Genomic DNA, 1,175 nt, shown 5'->3' on the forward strand with positions numbered 1-1,175 from the left:
AGGCGATGGAAACGAAAGAACGAGAGAAAGTGTTGGAGCTGATCATCTCCTACGAGCAAAAAGGGAAGAAAGAGGGGCTGGAAGAAGGGGTAAAACGCGGCCTTGAGCAAGGGATGAAGCAAGGAATGAAGCGGCTCATTGAGACGATGGCGCAAAAAGGGATGACGGCCGCCGAGATTGCCCGGTTGGTTGATCTTTCTGAAGAAGAGGTTCGAAGCTTGCTGAGCGAGTAAGAGGGAAAGGGGGGTCGATCTCATCCTGGTGTTTCCTGTTGAATGAGTAAGAGGGAAAGAAGAAGGCGGTTATCCACCGCCTTTTTTTCATGAAGTTTGACTTCAGCCGCTTGTTCCGTGAGAATCGTACCACGTGATTTTTATCTACAGAAGGCAGGGTATTCACATGAGACTGACCATTACGATGAACGGGCGGCAAGGCCCCGTGTCGCTGCCGCTTCATTATCAGCATTTGCTGCAAGGCCTGTTGTATCGTTCGCTAGAAAGTGAACGATTCGCGACGTTTTTGCATGAGATCGGCTTCCGCCATGAGAAGCGATCGTTTAAACTGTTTACGTTTAGCCGTCTAGTTGGAAGGCATGAAGTGGATAGGGGAAAGAAAACGATACGATTTTTGGACGATTTCCAATGGCATATCGACACGATTCTCCCGGATTTGACCGAGCAGCTCGGGCAGCAGTTGTTGCTGCGGCGGGAGATTTGGCTTTACGATCAGCCGGTGGAGGTCCAAAGCGTGAAGATGGACAAGGTGGAAATTGCCCAAAACACCATCGAGGTGGCCATGCTCTCCCCGCTGACCGTATACAGCACGTATGAAACGATCGATGGCAAAAAGAAAACGCATTTTTTCGGGCCGGACGACGACGTCTTTCCCCACCTCGTGGAGCTGAATTTCCGCCATAAATACGAAGCGTACTATGGCGTCGAGCCAGCAGAGAGATTGGTGATCCAGCCTGTCCATGTCCACCACCGTCATCGAGTGGTAACACGATTCAAAGATATGTATATTACGGGCTGGTTAGGCCATTATCGTCTTTCCTCTTCTCCCGAACAACTGACGTTTCTATACCACGTTGGCCTAGGCAGCCGCAATTCCCAAGGATTCGGCATGTTTCGGTTAATCAGCGAGTGAGCCATTCTGATTGTCGTCGACCTCCAATC

Annotated in this window: 1 protein-coding gene and 1 pseudogene; both read left to right on the plus strand. The window is 50.5% G+C overall.

Annotation, left to right across the window (positions count from 1 at the left end; all coding sequences use genetic code 11):
- Positions 1-233, plus strand: a pseudogene (locus VU18_RS16525) (DUF4351 domain-containing protein); the annotation flags it as partial.
- A gap of 166 nt (positions 234-399) precedes the next feature.
- The gene (gene cas6 / locus VU18_RS16530; RefSeq protein ID WP_021321901.1) at positions 400-1,146 is read left to right on the plus strand and encodes a CRISPR-associated endoribonuclease Cas6; all 747 of its coding nucleotides are present in this window, start codon (positions 400-402) and stop codon (positions 1,144-1,146) included.
- The last annotated feature ends 29 nt before the right edge of the window (positions 1,147-1,175 follow it).

The sequence above is a fragment of the Geobacillus sp. ZGt-1 genome (genome assembly GCF_001026865.1).
Taxonomy (GTDB): Bacteria; Bacillota; Bacilli; order Bacillales; family Anoxybacillaceae; genus Geobacillus; species Geobacillus thermoleovorans.

Bases quoted from the DNA above. Each gene is read 5' to 3' on its own strand.
- cas6 (WP_021321901.1), top strand. From the start codon at position 400: ATGAGACTGACCATTACGATGAACGGGCGGCAAGGCCCCGTGTCGCTG.